Consider the following 13,713-nt stretch of genomic DNA (forward strand, 5'->3'; position numbering starts at 1 on the left):
CATGCCCATCATCTCGCGCGGATTCCACGGGCGGCGCCCCACGTCGGGCAACAAGCTTCCGCCGGGACAGTACGAGACCTTCGATTTCCCCGTCCTGTCCGCCGGTCCCACCCCGCGCATCACCCACGACGACTGGGAGTTCACCGTCACCACCGAGGACGGGACCGGCCACCGGTGGAACTGGGCGGAACTCATGGCGTTGCCCTCGGAGACGCCCACTGTCGACCTGCACTGCGTGACGAAATGGTCGAAGTTCGGCACCCACTGGCGGGGCGTCTCCCTGGACGTGCTGCTCGCCGACGTCGAGACCGCCGCCGAGTACGCGCTCGTTCACTCCTACGGCGGCTACACCACCAACCTTCCCCTGGAGGACCTCCTCGACGGGAAGGCGTGGATCGCCCACGAGTACGACGGGGACGAGCTCGCCCCCGAGCACGGCGGCCCCGCCCGGCTGCTGGTCCCGCACCTGTACCTGTGGAAGTCGGCGAAGTGGGTCCGCGGCATCCAACTGCTCCCGGAGGACGAACCGGGCTTCTGGGAGAGCGTCGGCTACCACGACTACGGAGACCCATGGCGCGAGCAGCGGTACCAAGGCGACTAGGCGACCGCCTGCGCTGGCAGGCCGCCGAACTGGTGGAACGGCGCGGCGAGTCCGTGGCGGCGACGACCCTCGTGTTCGACGTACCCGGCTGGCCCGGTCATCTGCCCGGCCAGCACCTCGACGTCCGGCTCACCGCGGAGGACGGCTACAGCACCCAGCGCAGCTACTCCCTGGCGTCCGCGGCCGACGGCGACCGGATCGAACTGACCGTCCAGCGCGTCGAGGACGGCGAGGTCTCGCCGTATCTGGCCGACGGCCTCGCCGTCGGGGACGCCGTCGAGATCCGCGGCCCCGTCGGCGGCTGGTTCGTCTGGCGCCCCGAGCAGACCGAACCGGTCCTGCTGGTCGCCGGCGGCTCCGGCGTCGTCCCGCTCATGGCGATGGTCCGCGGCCGTGCCGCGGCGGGTAGCCGCGCCCCGTTCCGGCTGCTGTACTCCGTGCGCACGCCGGAGGACCGGTTCTACGCGGCCGAGCTGGACCAGGGCGCCCCCGGCCTCGACACGACGCATGTCTACACCCGCTCGGCGCCGGACGGCGCGCCGCGCCCGGTGGGCCGGCTGCAGGCGCGCGACCTGGCCGAATGGGGCTGGCCGGCGGACTTCGAGCCCACCTGTTATGTGTGCGGCCCCACCGGATTCGTCGAGACGGCCGCGGGCCTGCTGGTGGCCCTGGGCCACTCCCCGGAGCGGATCCGCACCGAGCGCTTCGGTCCCAGTGGGGGATGACCCCGCGTCACCGCACCGGAAGGAAACCACCCCGCCCATGAGCGAGCGCTACGCCGCCCGCGTGATCGAGGTGCCCGACGAGGGCATTCGCCTCCACCCTGTGAAGGGCTCGGCACCGCCCGGGCAGCCGACCGAGGTCAACCTGCTCGGCATGGCGGTCGCCCTGGCCCTCGGCGCGGCCGGCTACGAGCACCACCCCGCCCTGCGCGACCCCCGGCTACAGACCCTTGAGGCACTGCTCGCGGGCGAGGCCGTCATGCCCTGGCGCCCGCCCGCCGCGGGGGCGGGGACCGCCGCGTACGTCGAGTGCGAGCGGTCCGGCTCCGGCGTCTTCACCTGCTCGGTACGGCACCGGCCCGCCGACGAGGGCTGAGCGCCGCTCCAGAACCGGGGTGGTACCACCGTTCCCAGGTACACCGGTGCCTCCCCGACCTGCGATGGAGGGCGGCCGGCCTGCCGTTGCAACGGATCGAGAGTGGTGGTCCGTGAGGCGGCCGCCACGGAGACCGCGAACGAGGAGAGCCGTGCCGATGCTTGCCACCGTCGCCCCCGAGGACCGCTGGTTCGTGGGATTGCGGTTCAGTACGCCCCAGGGGGCCGTGCGCAGCCACTACTACGTGGTCGAGGAGGCCGCCGACGCGCAGGACGCCGTGCGGACCGCGATGCGCCGCGCCGCGGACACGTACGAGTGCGCGGCGCGGGGGAACGCCGTGATCGACGGCGTCGAGGTGCGCCGCCTGCGGTGGAACCCCCTGGGCTGGGCCTACCTGGCCGCGTCGCACAAGGACGCCGGTGCGTCCCTGTGCCTCGCACACGGCGGCACGGCGGACCGCTGACACGTTGACGCCGGTCCACCCCCCGACCGGGCCCACCGCTTCCCGCCGCCCCGTCCCCGGTGGCGCTGCCGGCCCGTCGGTGGGCCGACTGGGCTGGGTCCTGTCGACGAAGCAGTTCCCTCGCCCGGGCACATCGACACCGATCGCGTCAAGGAACTCGCCGCCCTGACCGGTGGCGGGCGCCCGGAGGACGCCCTGCGCCGCCGGGACGGCCCCGCAGTCGACGGCCGCGGCCCTCCTCTCGACGGCCGCGTTGCCTCACCGGCGTCATGCCGCCCGTCGACGGCGGGGAGCGGGCGCTGTGACGGACCGGCGAACCGCGGCGCGGACCCCGCCCTCGCCATGGTCGCCCCTGCCCTTGGCGCGCTGGTCCCGCGCCTCACCGGCGGGGAGCACGCGGCACACCTGCCCGGCGGCCTGGCCGGACCCGGCCGCTGAACGGTTCTTCGGGGCGGCTGGTAGGGTGGCACGCATCTCCGAATCGGGAACCAAGGAGTCCGAACGTGGTGGGTGACGACGACATCTCCGGGTGATACCGGGTGTCCTCGGCCATGGGCGGGTGCGCACGACGCACCGACGCCGTGGCAGCTCCGTCCTGCCTTCCACACGTTCCTTTCCCGCGCGGCGGCCCCCTTGCCACGCGCGGCGACCTCCCGAGGGCCTACTCATGTCCGACGCGTACGTCATCTGTTCCCACCTGTCCTTCTCCTGGCCTGACGACACCCCCGTCTTCGAGGACCTGTCCTTCACCGTCGGCGGCGGCCGCACCGGGCTCGTCGCGCCGAACGGCGCCGGAAAGAGCACCCTCCTCAAGCTGATCGCGGGGGAGTACCGGCCACGCGGCGGCACCGTCACCGTCAACGGAACGCTCGGCTACCTGCCGCAGAGCCTGCCGCTGGCCGGCGACCTCACCGTGGCCGAGGTCATGGGCGTCGCCGACGTGATCCGCGCGATCGACGCCATCGAGTCCGGGGACACCGCCGAGGAGCACTTCACCACCATCGGTGACGACTGGGACATCGAGGAACGCACCCGCGTCGAACTCGACCGGCTCGGCCTCGGGGACGTCTCCCTCGCCCGGCCGTTGCGGACCCTGAACGGCGGCCGGATCGTCTCGCTCGGCCTGGCGGCCCAGCTCCTCAGGCGCCCCGACGTCCTGCTGCTCGACGAGCCCACCAACAACCTGGACAGCGACGCACGCCGCGCGCTGTACACGGTCCTGGACGAGTGGCGCGGATGCCTGCTGCTCGTCAGTCACGACCGCGAACTGCTCGACCGGGTGGACCGGGTGGCAGAACTCGACCGTGGCGCGCTCCAGTTCCACGGCGGCAACTACACCCGGTACGAGGAGGCCGTGCGGGCAGCCCAGGAGGCCGCCGAGCGGAACGTCCGCAGCGCCGAGCAGGAACTCAGACGTGAGAAGCGCGAGTTGCAGCAGGCCCGCGAACGGGCGGCTCGCCGGGCCGGCAACGCGGCGCGCACCCTCGACAGTGCGGGACTGCCCAAGATCTTCGCCGGGACGCTGAAGCGCCGCGCCCAGGAGTCGGCCGGGCGGTCGAACGAGACCCACTCCGCCCGGGTCGGCGAGGCCAAGGCGCGTCTGGACGAGGCGGGCCGGGCCCTGCGCGACGACCAGCGGATCGTGGTGGAGCTGCCCGACACGCGTGTCCCCGCCGGACGCACGCTGTTCGCGGGCGACGGGATGCGGATCCACTACGACGGGCGCGAGGTCTTCGCGGGCGAGGGCGTCGCCCTGACGATCCGAGGGCCGGAGCGGATCGCCCTGACCGGCTCCAACGGCGCGGGAAAGTCCACCCTGCTGCGTCTGCTCCACGGCGACCTCGAACCCGTGGACGGTGGCCGGGTCAGGCGGGCCGACGGCCGCGTCGCGTACCTCTCGCAGCGCCTCGACCTGCTGGAAGCGGACCGCACGGTGGCGGAGAACCTCGCGCGGTTCGCCCCGGCGACGCCGGAGGCCGAGCGGATGAACCTGCTCGCCCGCTTCCTGTTCCGGGGCCCGCGCGCCCACCTCCCGGTCCGGGTGCTGTCCGGGGGCGAACGGCTGCGCGCCACCTTGGCCTGCGTCCTGTGTGCCGAGCCCGCCCCGCACCTGTTGCTGCTGGACGAGCCGACGAACAACCTCGACCTGGTCAGCGTCGGGCAGCTGGAGAGCGCCCTGGCCGCCTACGAGGGCGCCTTCGTCGTGGTCAGCCACGACGTGCGGTTCCTGGAGCGGATCGGCGTCGACCGTCGGCTGCACCTGTCCGAGGGGCGGCTGCTGGAGACCGGCTCCGCCACCGCGGGGCCCGAGGTCCGCGCCTGACCACGCGCGGGGACGGGACACCCGGCGACCTCCAGAAGCTGCTCAGCGAGGTCGCCCGGGTGCCGCGGGTGACCGCGTACGGCATCGACCGGGTGCTGGAGGCCCCCGCCGGCCGCATTCCGGCCGGTCCGGGCCGTCACGGACTGGCGCGCGCTCCAGGAGGGCAGGTCCGGACGCCTGCGGCCCCGCACCAGCGACGAGTGCCGGCTGTTCCCGCTCGACCGCAGCAAGGCCGGCACCGCCCGCTGGTGCTCCATGGCGGCCCGTGGCAACCGGATGAAGGCCACGCGACACCACCGGCGGGCCCGCGCCACGGCCGCCGGCTGACGTACGACGGCGGCCCGGGGCCGCGAGGGCCCCGGGCCGCCGGGGGCCGCCACGCCGCCCGAGCCCGTCACCAGGGCGGCGCGACGGGGTCTTTCAGCCCTTCGCGCGGGCGGGCAGCCGCCAGTTCGGCCGCGGGAAGTGGCAGGTGTACCCCTCGGGGTAGCGCTCCAGGTAGTCCTGGTGCTCCGGCTCGGCCTCCCAGAACGGCCCGACGGGCTCGACCTCGGTGACGACCTTGCCGGGCCACAGGCCCGAGGCGTCGACGTCGGCGATGGTGTCCTCCGCGACGCGCTTCTGCTCGTCGTCCACGTAGTAGATCGCCGAGCGGTAGCTCATGCCGATGTCGTTGCCCTGGCGGTTCCGCGTCGACGGGTCGTGGATCTGGAAGAAGAACTCCAGCAGCGCACGGTAGTCCGTCTTCTCGGGGTCGAAGAGGATCTCGATCGCCTCGGCGTGGGTGCCGTGGTTGCGGTAGGTGGCATTGGGCACGTCGCCGCCCGTGTAGCCAACGCGGGTCCCGACGACGCCGGGCTGCTTGCGGATCAGGTCCTGCATGCCCCAGAAGCACCCGCCCGCGAGTACGGCCCTCTGTGTCTGTCCTGCCATGTCAATCCTCCGAATCGGTCCTGTCACCATTGTCGAACAACCCGAGGTAGGCCCCGTAACCTTCCCGCTCCAGGTCATCGGCGTGGACGAAGCGCAGCGAGGCGGAATTGATGCAGTACCGCAGGCCGCCCGTCTGCCGGGGGCCGTCGGGGAAGACGTGCCCCAGGTGACTGTCGCCCGCCGCCGAGCGGACCTCGGTGGCCAGCAGCCCGTAGCCCGGGTCCGGCCGCTCCACCACGTGTGTCCGGTCCAGCGGCCTGGTGAAGCTCGGCCACCCGCTGTGGCTGTCGTACTTGTCCACCGAGGCGAACAGCGGCTCGCCGGAGACCACGTCGACGTAGATCCCGGGTTCCTTGTTGTCCAGGTAGTCGCCCGTGAAGGGGCGCTCGGTGCCGTTCTCCTGTGTCACGCGGTACTGCTCCGGTGACAGTCGCGAGACGGCCTCCGGGTTCCTGCTGTAGCCGGTCACGGTCCCTCCTTGCTCGCGGCTCTCTCTTTTCCGTACGCCCATTGGTGACGGGAGACGACCGGGTCTTACCTGCCGGGAGCGACCGGTTTCCGGGCCGCGCGGCGGCCATCGCCGTGGAGGTGCGGGTGGGCGGCCGCGTCTAGGATCACTGCATGGATTCCGCACAGAACGACGGCCTGGCCGGTGACGGGGGCCGGGGCGGCCGGTCCATGGACGCGGAGTCCGCGCAGTGGGTGCGGGCGCTGTCGGCGGACGGCGGGGCGTACGAGGAGGCGAGCGCCAGGCTGCACGGGCTGCTGCTGCGGATCGCGTACGCGGAGGTGAACCGGCGCGGCTCCCGGCACGGCATCACCGGGCCGGAACTGGACGACATCGCCCACCAGGCCGCGGCCGACGCGCTGCTGTCGATCACCCGGAAGATCGGCGGGTTCCGCGGTGACAGCCGCTTCACGACCTGGGCGTACAAGTTCGTCATGAACGAGGTGTCCACCAAACTCGGCCGCCACTTCTGGCGGACCGCCGGCGTGCAGCTCGACCCCGAGGCGTGGGAACGGCTCCCCGACCGGCTCGGGGCCGACCCCGCCCGGCAGAGTGAGGCCCGTGAGCTCGTCGACGCCCTGCGCGAGGCCGTGGAGGAGGAGCTCACCGAACGCCAGCGCCAGGTGTTCACCGCGCTCGCGGTGAACGGCGTGGACGCCGACACGCTCGCCGCGGAGCTCGGGACGAACCGCAACGCGCTCTACAAGACGATGTTCGACGCGCGACGTAAGCTCCGTGCCCGGCTCGCAGCCAATGGACATCTGCCCCTGACGACAGCGAGGCGCTCATGAACGAATGGCAGGGCCTTGACGACCTCCTGCGCACCGACGCCCTGGACCCCGGCTGCGACGCGGCGCTCGACCTGATGGACGTCTACCTGGAGCTCTTCCTGGCGGACGCGGCACCCGAGCGGCGCTACCCCGGTGTCGCGGTCCACCTGCGCGGCTGCCCGGCCTGCGAGGAGGACTTCCGCGGGCTGCTGGCCGCGGTGACCGGCGGCTGACCCCGCTCAGGCGGTGAGCGGCGGGTTGAGCCGGTGGGGGAGGACGGCGTCCGCCCGGACCGGGACCCGCCCGGTGGCCACATGTCGCGGGGTGAAGCGGGCCCGGCGGCCGGTCCCTCCGCCGTCGCCGGGGGCCCCGGGCGCGGTCCAGTCGACGGCCGCGCCGCCGGACAGCTGCAGGGGTCAGTCTCGTCGGGGCGGGAAGTGACGGCGGTCCCGTGGTGTTGTGGAAGGCGCAGGCTTCGGGCGCCCGCCGGACGTACGGCCGGCGGAGCCCGCGACAGGGACGGAAGACGCAGATGACTGGAACGGCCGCGGCGCAGCGCGCGAAGGGCAACGAGGAAACCCGGATCGTCACCCCCCGGCTCGTCCTGAGGCCGTGGCGCACCGACGACGCGGAGGCGGCGCTGGCCGTCTACGGGACGGACGACGTGACGCGATGGCTGGCTCCGGCCATGACCCGGCAGCCCGACGTCGCCGCCATGCGGGAACTGCTGCGCTCCTGGGAGGAGGACGGGGCCGCCCTGGAACGGCCCGCCGGACGCTGGGCGATCGAACTGCGCGAGACCGGCGAACTCATCGGCGGAGCCGCCGTCCTGCCGCTCCCGCCGTACGGCGTGGACCTCGAGATCGGCTGGCAGCTCGCCCAGCCGTTCTGGGGCAGGGGCCTGGCCAGTGAGGCCGGACGCGCCCTGGCGGGGTACGCCTTCGCGTCGGGCGTCGACGAACTCTTCGCCGTGGTCCGGCCGCGCAACGACCGTGGCGCCGCCACCGCCCGCAGCGTGGGCATGGAATGGGTCGGGGAGACCGAGAAGTACTACGACCTGCGGCTGCAGGTGTACCGGCTGCGCAAGGGGGAGTTCGAGGCCTCCGCCGCGCCGGGGCCCGTGGGCTGACGCGGAGCGCGCGCCCGGCGGAGCGCAACATGCCGGGTGCCGGACCGTACGGAGCATGGTCCGGCACCCTTGTGTCATGCACGGCGCGTCACCACGCCGCCGTCGGCGACCTGGGTCAGTGACGGGCTGCGGCGCGACGCTTGCGGTTCGCGAGGAGCAGACCGCCGCCGGCGAGCAGCGCGACGGCCGCACCGCCCGCGAGCAGCGGGGTGGAGCTGGAGGCACCGGTCTCGGCGAGGTCGCCGGCCGGGGACTCGTCAGTGGAGGGGGTCGAGGGCGCAGCGGAGGGGGCCGTGCTGGCCGACTCGCTGGGCGTCTCGCTCGGCTTCGGGGACTCGGTGGTCTTCGTCTCCGTCGGGGTGGGGGTCGGGGTGGGCGTGGGCGTGGACTGACCCTCGCACACCGGGGCGATCTTCTTCTCGTCAACCGAGTACCTGTCGCCGTCAGCCGCCTTGACGACGAGGCGCACCTGCACCTCGGTCGTGTGGGCCGGCAGCGGCAGTTCCTTGTGGAACTGGTCGTGGAAGGTCTCGGTGGGCAGCAGGTCCTTGCCGTCCACCGTGATCGTCACGGTGTTGTCACCACGACCGTACTTGGTCAGGTCGACCTTCACGTTGGAGCACGTCACGTCCCACACGGGCGTGTGGGCGGACGCCGGGGTGGCGCACAGGCCGAGACCGATGACGCCGGTCGCGGCGGCTGCTATCAGGGTGCCGGGGCGGGCCCAGGCACGGCGGGGGGATGCGGTCACAAGTTCTCCAGGCTGTCGTCAAATCCGATGCCAATGGCAGCCGCAATTTACTCCCCCTCCTCACACCGCTCACTTCCGCCCCACAGCTAACGCGGAAACACGGGTGGAAGCGCCGGATTCGCGTGATGCGCACGGCCGTTGTCAGACCCCTGCTGAAGACTGCACCCATGTCCGCGAACGACGCCACCGCCGCCCTGCCCGACCCCGCCGCCCTGTTGCCGGCGACCGACTGGGCCGCCCTCTCGCATGCCTACGGGCCCGCCGACGGCACCCCGTACGACCTGCTCGGCCTCCTGCACGACGACCCGGAGGTGCAGGCGGAGTCGTTCGGCCGACTGGAGATGTCCGTACTGCACCAGGGGTCGTTGTACTCCGCGACCGCGCCGGCCGCGCTGTTCGTCGCGGCCATCCTGAACGACCCGCGCACGCTCGCCGTTCACGAGAGCTTCTTCCCCTGGGACGACCGGGTCCGGCCGTTGCGTGCCGCGCTCCTGGAATGGCTGGGCGAACTCGCCGACTCCGCGGCGTACGAGGACGACGAGGACGACGAGGACGACGGGGACGACGGGGACGACGGGGACGACGAGGAGTCGGCCGAGGAGATCGCGGCGATCGAGGCGTGCCGTGCCGTCCGGCCGCAACTGTTCGACGCGGTCGCGCCCTGGCTGGACGACGCGGACGCCACCGTCAGGGAAGCGGCCCTCGGCGCGGTGACGCATCTGCTCCGGGCGCCCGAACTCGCCGATCGCGTACCGGCCGCGGCCGGGCGATTGGAGCGGATCGCCAAGGGCGGCGGCGACCGCCGCGAACGGGCGGGCGCCCTCCTGTCGCTGGGCGCCTGGGGCCATGACACCGGCGGGTTCCTGACCGACCCCGACCCCGCGGTACGCGCGTGCGCCGCCCTGGGCACCACCGGCCCTGGCGCCGTGCCGGCCCTGCTCGACGCGCTCGCGGACCCCGGGGCCGCCGACGCGTGGTTCGACGAGCCGCTGCCCCAGTTCGACGGCTGGTTCCGCTTCACCCTGCTGCGCGGACTGCTCGGCCGCGCCCGGCACTTCGACGAGGTCCTCCCGGCCGCGCTCGCGCTGGCGCCGATGTACAACCAGCACACCGTCGACAGCGAGTGGGGCCCGCTCCTCGCGCTCGCCTTCCCGACGCCGTACGTCCCCGGCCATCCGCTGACGGACGCGCAGCGCGCCTTCCTGCGGGTCCTGGTCGACCAGGACGCCTGCTGGGGCAACATAGCCAACCGCGTCTCGTGGCTGCGGGCCGCGGGGCTCCCCTCGGACCGCGAGCCGTTGCGGGATCTCCTCGCGGCCGCGCCGCCCGGCACGAGCTGAGCGCGCGGCCCGGTCCGCAGGGCGGCTGCCGCGAGGCCTCGCCGCCCCCTCATCAACCGCCATCCCGGAGGTAGCTCGCGCGTCCGTCGTCGTCGAGCTCGAACGGCCCCTCGGGGACGACGCAGAACTCGTTCCCCTCGGGGTCGGCCATGACCAGGAACCCGCCCTCCGCGTACTCCTCGAGCACCCGCCCGCCCAGCGCCTGGATCCGCGCCCGCTCCGCCGCCGGATCGGCCGAGGCCACGTCGAAGTGGACCCGGTTCTTCCCGGACTTGGGCTCGCCGGTCCGTTGGAAGCCCAGACCCGTCCCCTCGCCCCGCGCGAGCCAGACGTACGGCCCGATCCGCGCCACGACTGCCCGTCCCAGCAACTCGCCCCAGAACGCGGCCAGCCGCTCCGGATCCGTACAGTCGACGACGAGGTCCCTGATGCCCACATGCGTGCCGCTCATGACGCGATGCTCCCAGACAGCGCCGCGCAGGCGCCCGGCGGATCGTTGCCGGACCGGTTGCTGCCTCAGCTCTCGTCGAGGGGCAGTGACGCCACGAACTCCGCCAGGCCAGCGGCCTGCGGCGGCACCTCCTGGGTGAGGAAACGCCGGTAGTGGTCGGCGACAAGGCGGCGTGGTTCCGCCTCGGCCGGTGCCGCGCCGGTGAGTTTGAGGGCGACCCGATGGGGTTCGCCCGTCATGCGCAGGGGGCGGGCGTGCGCGTCGAACCCACAAGTGAACTCCTCCGGCAGTTCCCAGTAGGCCTCGGCGTGCGCGACGTCCTTCAGGACGTACATATGGAGGTCGTCGTCGAAGAGGATCACAGGGCCTGCCGGTGCGTTCACCCGGGCAGTATGGCGGAGTCCGGCGGCCTCCGCCGTGCCGTTCGGCGGGAAGAGGTCAGTCGGTGGCCACGGGCTGCCAGGGGACTCCGGGGACGACCAAGGGGCTGCCAGTCACCGGGTCCGGGACGATGACCGAGGTGAGGCCGAAGACCTCGTGGACGAGTTCCGCGGTGACGATGTCGCGGGGCGGGCCCTGGGCGACGATCCGGCCGGCCTTCATGGCGATGAGGTGGTCGGCGTAGCGGGCCGCCTGGTTGAGGTCGTGGAGCACGGCGACGACCGTGCGCCCGCGCCAGTGGTTGAGACGGCGTACCAGGTCCAGCACCTCCACCTGGTGGGCGATGTCGAGGTAGGTGGTCGGCTCGTCCAGCAACAGCAGGTCCGTCTCCTGCGCGAGGGCCATGGCGATCCACACCCGCTGGCGCTGCCCGCCGGACAGTTCGTCCACCGGCCGGTCCGCGAGGTCGGCGGTACCGGTGTGCTCCAGGGCCTCCGCGACGGCGCGTTCGTCGGCCTCCGACCACTGCTGCCACCACTTCTGGTGCGGCTGGCGGCCCCGCGCCACGAGGTCGGCGACGGTGATGCCGTCCGGCGGCGTGGGGCTCTGCGGCAGCACGCCGACGGCGCGGGCGATCTGCCGGCCGGGGATGCGGGCGAGTTCGGTGCCGTCCAGCAGGACCGTGCCCGAGCGCGGCTTGAGGAGCCGGCCGAGCGCGCGCAGCAGCGTGGACTTGCCGCAGGCGTTGGGGCCCACGATGACGGTGACCCGGCCGTCGGGGATCTCCAGGTCCAGGCCGTCGACGACGGTGCGGTCCTCGTACGCCAGGGTCAGTTCCCGGGCGCTGAGTCTGCTGGTACGGCTCATGAGGTGGTGCCTCCGGAACGGCTGCGGGTGCGGGCGATCAGCCACATCAGGTACGGGGCGCCCACCGCGGCGGTGAGGACGCCGACGGGGAGTTCGACGGGGGAGAAGAGACGCCGGGCCAGCAGGTCGGCGACGACGACCACGAGCGCGCCGGTCAGCGCCGAGGACAGCAGCGGGATCTGCGCCGTACGGGTCAGCCGCCGGGCGATCTGCGGGGCGAGGAGGGCCACGAAGTCGACCGGCCCGGTGGCGCCGGTCGCCACGGAGGCCAGGACGATGCCGAGAGCGGTGAGTCCGAGCCGTACCCGGGCCATCCGGATGCCGAGGGCCACGGCGGTGTCGTCGTCGAAGGACGCCCCACGCTGGGCCCTGGCGGCCCAGAGCACCGCGGGGACCGCCAGAAGCAGCACGGTCGCCAGGGGCGCGGCCTGGTCGTAGCCGCGGCTGTTGAGCGACCCCGTCAGCCAGACCTTGGCCTGCTGAGCGACGAGGAAGTCGCCCTTGGTGAGGAAGAGCTGCGTCAGCGAGCCCAGGGCGACCGATACGCCGATACCGACGAGGACGAAGCGCGAGGCGTGCAGTCCGCGGCGCCAGGCGAAGACGTAGACCAGTAGTGCCGCCGCGAGCCCGCCCGCGATCGACACGTACGGGAGCGCGGTGTACGAGACGAGCCCGAAGCTCATCGCGGCGACCGTCGCGGCGCCCGCGCCGTGCGTCACGCCGATGACGTCTGGGCTGGCCAGTGGATTGCGCGCGACGGTCTGGACCAGGGCCCCCGCGATGCCGAAGGCGACCCCGGCGAGCAGGCCCACGACCAGCCGCGGCAGCCGCAGCGTGCCGACGACGAGCTGGTCGGGACTCGGCCGGCCGAACAGGACGTCGACGACCTCCGCCGGGGAGACGAAGGACTCGCCGACGCAGAGGTAGACCACGACGGCCGCCGCCAGCAGCACGGCCAGGACGAGGGCGACGAGGACGGCCCTGCGGTGGACCAGGAAACTGCCGCGCCCGCGGCGCAGGACGGCGTGGCCGGCGGGACGCACGGAGCGGGCGGCGGCCGCGGTCTGCGCGCGGCTCATGCGGCGACCACCGTCCGGCGCCGGACCAGCGCGATGAGGAACGGCACGCCGAGCAGAGCGGTCATGACGGCCACCGGTACCTCCGAGGGCGGGAAGACGATACGGCCGAGCACGTCGGAGGCGAGGATCATCACCGGTCCCAGGAGGGCGGCCACCGGCAGCACCCAGCGGTGCGCGGCGCCGACCAGGGCGCGGGCGATGTGCGGAACGGCCAAACCTGTGAAGGCGATCGGCCCCACGGCGGCTACGGCGGCGCCGGTCAGCACGGTCGCCCCCACCGCGCCCAGGACGCGGAGCAGCGCCACGTTGTGGCCGAGGCCCTTGGCCGCGTCGTCGCCGAGCGCGAGCGCGTCCAGGCCCCGGGCCATCGCCGCGACCAGCAGCAGCCCGGCCGCCACGAACGGCCAGATCTGGCCGATGACGTCGCTGCCGCGGCCGCTGATCGAGCCGACCTGCCAGAACCGGAACTCGTCCAGCGCGTGGGCGTCGGTCGTGACGATCCCGGAGACCACGGAGGCGAGGAAGGCGTTCATCGCGGCGCCCGCAAGCGCGAGCTTCACGGGGGAGGCACCGCGGTAGCCGCCCGCGGCGACGGCGTAGACGGCGAAGGCCGCGACCGCCGCGCCCACGAACGCGAACCAGACGTACCCCGTGAGCGTGTGCACGCCGAGGAACGCGATCGCGCACACCACCCCGACGGACGCGCCCTGGCTGACGCCCAGGATGCCGGGTTCGGCGATGGGGTTGCGGGTGACGCCCTGCATCACGGTCCCGGCGACGGCGAGGGCCGCGCCCGCCAGCACTCCGATGACGGTGCGCGGCACGCGCAGCGCCCGCACCACCTGGGCGTCGTCACTGGTGCCGCCGTGCAGCAGGGCCTGGACCACCTCGCCCGGGGCGATCTGACGGCTGCCGACGGCCAGGCTCAGCAGGACGGCGATCAGCAGCATCACCGCGCACCCCACCAGCCAGGCGATACGGCGACGGGTCGGTCGCGCCATGCGCCTCGCTCACTTTCT

The 13,713-nt window shown here is 73.2% G+C and carries 18 protein-coding genes; 10 read left to right on the forward strand and 8 right to left on the reverse strand.

Translation table 11 applies throughout. The features are described 5' to 3' along the window. The first annotated feature begins 1 nt into the window (after window position 1). The 6 genes from AC3EUJ_RS29730 (at window position 2) to AC3EUJ_RS29755 (ending at window position 4,812) form a co-directional block, all read left to right on the forward strand. On the forward strand, window positions 2-601 hold the full coding sequence (locus AC3EUJ_RS29730; RefSeq protein WP_431966741.1) for a sulfite oxidase-like oxidoreductase: 600 nt from the start codon (window positions 2-4) through the stop codon (window positions 599-601). After that, entirely contained in the window at window positions 571-1,326 is a 756-nt protein-coding gene (locus tag AC3EUJ_RS29735; RefSeq protein WP_431966743.1) for a ferredoxin reductase, read from the forward strand. Before AC3EUJ_RS29730 ends, AC3EUJ_RS29735 begins: the two co-directional genes overlap by 31 nt. Window positions 1,327-1,363: 37 nt before the next feature. Next, on the forward strand, window positions 1,364-1,699 hold the full coding sequence (locus tag AC3EUJ_RS29740) for a hypothetical protein (RefSeq protein ID WP_431966745.1): 336 nt from the start codon (window positions 1,364-1,366) through the stop codon (window positions 1,697-1,699). Between the two features lie 151 nt (window positions 1,700-1,850). Then, window positions 1,851-2,162 carry a hypothetical protein gene (locus AC3EUJ_RS29745; protein WP_431966746.1) on the forward strand — a complete coding sequence of 104 codons (312 nt, stop codon included), beginning with the start codon at window positions 1,851-1,853 and terminating at the stop codon, window positions 2,160-2,162. 667 nt (window positions 2,163-2,829) lie between these two features. Next, window positions 2,830-4,485 carry an ABC-F family ATP-binding cassette domain-containing protein gene (locus tag AC3EUJ_RS29750; protein ID WP_431966748.1) on the forward strand — a complete coding sequence of 552 codons (1,656 nt, stop codon included), beginning with the start codon at window positions 2,830-2,832 and terminating at the stop codon, window positions 4,483-4,485. A gap of 207 nt (window positions 4,486-4,692) precedes the next feature. Continuing rightward, the gene (locus AC3EUJ_RS29755; protein ID WP_431966782.1) at window positions 4,693-4,812 is read left to right on the forward strand and encodes a CGNR zinc finger domain-containing protein; all 120 of its coding nucleotides are present in this window, start codon (window positions 4,693-4,695) and stop codon (window positions 4,810-4,812) included. A gap of 93 nt (window positions 4,813-4,905) precedes the next feature. Here AC3EUJ_RS29755 and msrA read toward each other — a convergent pair whose 3' ends face one another. Next, window positions 4,906-5,418: a peptide-methionine (S)-S-oxide reductase MsrA gene (gene msrA, locus AC3EUJ_RS29760; RefSeq protein WP_431966750.1), complete on the reverse strand. Its 513-nt coding sequence runs from the start codon at window positions 5,416-5,418 to the stop codon at window positions 4,906-4,908. A 1-nt stretch (window position 5,419) separates the two neighbouring features. Continuing rightward, window positions 5,420-5,887 (reverse strand): peptide-methionine (R)-S-oxide reductase MsrB, encoded by a 468-nt coding sequence (gene msrB / locus AC3EUJ_RS29765; protein WP_431966752.1) that lies wholly within the window; start codon window positions 5,885-5,887, stop codon window positions 5,420-5,422. Window positions 5,888-6,039: 152 nt separating this feature from the next. Here msrB and AC3EUJ_RS29770 point away from each other — a divergent pair, with 152 nt between their 5' ends. The 3 genes from AC3EUJ_RS29770 to AC3EUJ_RS29780 all read left to right on the forward strand — a co-directional run bounded on the left by AC3EUJ_RS29770 (window position 6,040) and on the right by AC3EUJ_RS29780 (window position 7,825). Next, window positions 6,040-6,717 (forward strand): RNA polymerase sigma factor, encoded by a 678-nt coding sequence (locus AC3EUJ_RS29770; RefSeq protein WP_431966754.1) that lies wholly within the window; start codon window positions 6,040-6,042, stop codon window positions 6,715-6,717. Then, a complete protein-coding gene (locus AC3EUJ_RS29775) occupies window positions 6,714-6,929 on the forward strand; it encodes a hypothetical protein (RefSeq protein WP_431966756.1) in 216 nt (71 codons plus the stop codon). The genes AC3EUJ_RS29770 and AC3EUJ_RS29775 overlap by 4 nt, the downstream gene beginning before the upstream one ends. A gap of 299 nt (window positions 6,930-7,228) precedes the next feature. After that, a complete protein-coding gene (locus AC3EUJ_RS29780) occupies window positions 7,229-7,825 on the forward strand; it encodes a GNAT family N-acetyltransferase (protein ID WP_431966758.1) in 597 nt (198 codons plus the stop codon). 115 nt (window positions 7,826-7,940) lie between these two features. On the opposite strand, the gene AC3EUJ_RS29785 is transcribed toward AC3EUJ_RS29780, so the two are convergent. Further along, window positions 7,941-8,576 (reverse strand): LAETG motif-containing sortase-dependent surface protein, encoded by a 636-nt coding sequence (locus AC3EUJ_RS29785; protein ID WP_431966760.1) that lies wholly within the window; start codon window positions 8,574-8,576, stop codon window positions 7,941-7,943. 167 nt (window positions 8,577-8,743) lie between these two features. On the opposite strand from AC3EUJ_RS29785, the gene AC3EUJ_RS29790 reads away from it, so the two are divergent. Then, window positions 8,744-9,916, forward strand: a complete 1,173-nt coding sequence (locus AC3EUJ_RS29790) for a HEAT repeat domain-containing protein (RefSeq protein ID WP_431966762.1) — start codon at window positions 8,744-8,746, stop codon at window positions 9,914-9,916. Between the two features lie 52 nt (window positions 9,917-9,968). Here AC3EUJ_RS29790 and AC3EUJ_RS29795 read toward each other — a convergent pair whose 3' ends face one another. The 5 genes from AC3EUJ_RS29795 to AC3EUJ_RS29815 all read right to left on the reverse strand — a co-directional run bounded on the left by AC3EUJ_RS29795 (window position 9,969) and on the right by AC3EUJ_RS29815 (window position 13,695). After that, on the reverse strand, window positions 9,969-10,367 hold the full coding sequence (locus AC3EUJ_RS29795; RefSeq protein WP_431966764.1) for a VOC family protein: 399 nt from the start codon (window positions 10,365-10,367) through the stop codon (window positions 9,969-9,971). A 65-nt stretch (window positions 10,368-10,432) separates the two neighbouring features. Then, complete coding sequence (locus AC3EUJ_RS29800) at window positions 10,433-10,750, reverse strand: hypothetical protein (protein WP_431966766.1); 318 nt, start codon at window positions 10,748-10,750, stop codon at window positions 10,433-10,435. A 55-nt stretch (window positions 10,751-10,805) separates the two neighbouring features. Then, complete coding sequence (locus tag AC3EUJ_RS29805) at window positions 10,806-11,615, reverse strand: ABC transporter ATP-binding protein (protein ID WP_431966768.1); 810 nt, start codon at window positions 11,613-11,615, stop codon at window positions 10,806-10,808. Further along, window positions 11,612-12,694 (reverse strand): FecCD family ABC transporter permease, encoded by a 1,083-nt coding sequence (locus AC3EUJ_RS29810; protein WP_431966770.1) that lies wholly within the window; start codon window positions 12,692-12,694, stop codon window positions 11,612-11,614. Before AC3EUJ_RS29810 ends, AC3EUJ_RS29805 begins: the two co-directional genes overlap by 4 nt. Next, window positions 12,691-13,695, reverse strand: coding sequence for a FecCD family ABC transporter permease (locus AC3EUJ_RS29815; protein WP_431966772.1), 1,005 nt, complete (start codon window positions 13,693-13,695; stop codon window positions 12,691-12,693). Before AC3EUJ_RS29815 ends, AC3EUJ_RS29810 begins: the two co-directional genes overlap by 4 nt. Window positions 13,696-13,713 lie beyond the last annotated feature (18 nt).

The sequence above is a fragment of the Actinacidiphila sp. bgisy160 genome (assembly GCF_057707815.1).

What these genes read in the sequence shown, in the direction of transcription:
- AC3EUJ_RS29815 (WP_431966772.1), bottom strand. Translation starts at nt 13,695, where the DNA reads ATGGCGCGACCGACCCGTCGCCGTATCGCCTGGCTGGTGGGGTGCGCG.
- AC3EUJ_RS29805 (WP_431966768.1), bottom strand. Translation starts at nt 11,615, where the DNA reads ATGAGCCGTACCAGCAGACTCAGCGCCCGGGAACTGACCCTGGCGTAC.
- AC3EUJ_RS29810 (WP_431966770.1), bottom strand. Translation starts at nt 12,694, where the DNA reads ATGAGCCGCGCGCAGACCGCGGCCGCCGCCCGCTCCGTGCGTCCCGCC.
- AC3EUJ_RS29730 (WP_431966741.1), top strand. Translation starts at nt 2, where the DNA reads ATGCCCATCATCTCGCGCGGATTCCACGGGCGGCGCCCCACGTCGGGC.
- AC3EUJ_RS29735 (WP_431966743.1), top strand. Translation starts at nt 571, where the DNA reads ATGGCGCGAGCAGCGGTACCAAGGCGACTAGGCGACCGCCTGCGCTGG.
- msrA (WP_431966750.1), bottom strand. Translation starts at nt 5,418, where the DNA reads ATGGCAGGACAGACACAGAGGGCCGTACTCGCGGGCGGGTGCTTCTGG.
- AC3EUJ_RS29770 (WP_431966754.1), top strand. Translation starts at nt 6,040, where the DNA reads ATGGATTCCGCACAGAACGACGGCCTGGCCGGTGACGGGGGCCGGGGC.
- AC3EUJ_RS29790 (WP_431966762.1), top strand. Translation starts at nt 8,744, where the DNA reads ATGTCCGCGAACGACGCCACCGCCGCCCTGCCCGACCCCGCCGCCCTG.
- AC3EUJ_RS29775 (WP_431966756.1), top strand. Translation starts at nt 6,714, where the DNA reads ATGAACGAATGGCAGGGCCTTGACGACCTCCTGCGCACCGACGCCCTG.
- AC3EUJ_RS29795 (WP_431966764.1), bottom strand. Translation starts at nt 10,367, where the DNA reads ATGAGCGGCACGCATGTGGGCATCAGGGACCTCGTCGTCGACTGTACG.
- AC3EUJ_RS29740 (WP_431966745.1), top strand. Translation starts at nt 1,364, where the DNA reads ATGAGCGAGCGCTACGCCGCCCGCGTGATCGAGGTGCCCGACGAGGGC.
- AC3EUJ_RS29750 (WP_431966748.1), top strand. Translation starts at nt 2,830, where the DNA reads ATGTCCGACGCGTACGTCATCTGTTCCCACCTGTCCTTCTCCTGGCCT.
- AC3EUJ_RS29780 (WP_431966758.1), top strand. Translation starts at nt 7,229, where the DNA reads ATGACTGGAACGGCCGCGGCGCAGCGCGCGAAGGGCAACGAGGAAACC.